General features: G+C 65.4%; 2 protein-coding genes. Both read left to right on the top strand.

All coding sequences use genetic code 11. The annotated features are described in order from the left end of the window. The coding region (locus tag JCM9942_RS15595; RefSeq protein ID WP_172675161.1) for a winged helix-turn-helix domain-containing protein at positions 1-299 on the top strand (299 nt) is incomplete at its 5' end. A gap of 636 nt (positions 300-935) precedes the next feature. Further along, positions 936-1,580: sensor histidine kinase family protein (locus JCM9942_RS15590; RefSeq protein WP_484600258.1), on the top strand; the 645-nt coding region annotated here is incomplete at its 3' end.

The raw sequence follows: 1,580 nt of genomic DNA, 5'->3' as shown, positions 1-1,580 counted from the left end.
CTGGAAGGCAGCACGGCAGGTTTGCCATCGATGGGGAGGGCCGGCGCATCCGCTATGGCGAAGGCCTGTTGGACCTGACCCGCTATGAATATGCGTTGCTGGCCGCGCTGCTGCAGCGCCCGGGCGCGATCCTGAGCCGGGCGCAGCTGATGGAGCGCGGCTGGGACCATGCCAGCGACAGTGCCGACCGCACCGTGGATACCCACGTCAAAACCCTGCGCGCGAAGTTGCGGGCGGCGGGGGTGCCTGGAGAACCGATCCGTACCCATCGGGGGGTGGGATATGCGCTGGAGGTTTGAGACCGGCGCCTGGCTGGCGCCATTGCGGCCCCTTGGACATCAAGGGCGTTCACTCCTGCTGTGCAGGAGCGAGTCACTTTTCTTTGCTTGTGCAAAGAAAAGTATCCAAAAGAAAGCACAGCCGGGACGCGATCCGTCGAGCTGTGCCCGCCGGTTCCCTGTGCTCCTCGCGGATCGGGGCGGCGCGGAACTCGCTGCGCTCAGACACCCGCGCCTTTTTTCCCCGATCAGCTGCGGTGCTCGGCCCGCTCTACGGCTGGGGAAGTCAAAGACTGGAAGCCACAGCAACAGAAACAGCAACAGCAACGGCCAGAAAGTGATGCTGAACGATTGCTGCGAAAAGCGGCGGAGTAGCCGCAGTTGCTTTTGCTTTTCGGCATTCCCTTCCGCAGCGACGGAGCCAGCGGGGAACACCCGAAGGGCGACGTGCATGGATGCACGTCGTTTTTCTACGCGACAGGGATGTCGCGTAGAAAAATCCTGCTGGCGGAGTGGACCCGGTGCGCGTAGCGCGCGGGGCGCGGAGGCAGGGCGTGCTTTCTTTGGGTCACCTTTCTTTGCACGGGCAAAGAAAGGTGGCTCGCTCCTGCGGAGCAGGAGTGAAAGCTCCTGCATCACAAAACGAGGCTGCGATAAATGCGCCTCGGCCTGAAACTCTTCCTCGGTTTTTTCCTGATCGTCGGGATCGCCGCGTTCTTCGTGATGCGGGTGTTCGTCAACGAGGTCAAGCCGGGCGTGCGCCAGGCGATGGAGGCCACGCTGGTGGATGCGGCCAATGTGCTGGCGGTCATGGCCGCGCCGGATCTGAAGGCCGGGCGCATCGGCGACGGCACCTTCGCCACCCAGCTGGCCACCGCGCAGCGCCGTGATCCGCGCGCGATGGTGTGGCGCTTTCCCAAGCGCAGCATCGACTACCGGGTGACGGTGACCGATGCCAGCGGCATCGTGGTCTACGACTCGCGCGGCCAGGACGTGGGGCGCGACAATTCGCGCTGGAACGATGTCTACCGGACCTTGCGCGGACAGTACGGTGCGCGCTCCAGTGCCGAGACCCGCGGCGAGGGCAGCACCACGGTGATGCATGTGGCCGCGCCGGTGTACGACCCGGCCGACGCGCGCACGTTGATCGGCGTGCTGACGCTGTCCCAGCCCAACGACACCATCGATCCGTTCATCGCCGCCAGCCAGCGCGCCATCGTCGCGCGCGGGGCGTGGCTGATCGGGTTGTCGGCCTTGATCGGCCTGCTGATGACCTGGTGGCTGGCGCGCGGCATCGGCGGC

It is taken from the genome of Stenotrophomonas pictorum JCM 9942 (genome assembly GCF_001310775.1).
In the GTDB taxonomy this organism is placed as follows: Bacteria; Pseudomonadota; Gammaproteobacteria; order Xanthomonadales; family Xanthomonadaceae; genus Stenotrophomonas; species Stenotrophomonas pictorum.
This window is presented reverse-complemented; position numbering and strand designations above follow the sequence as displayed.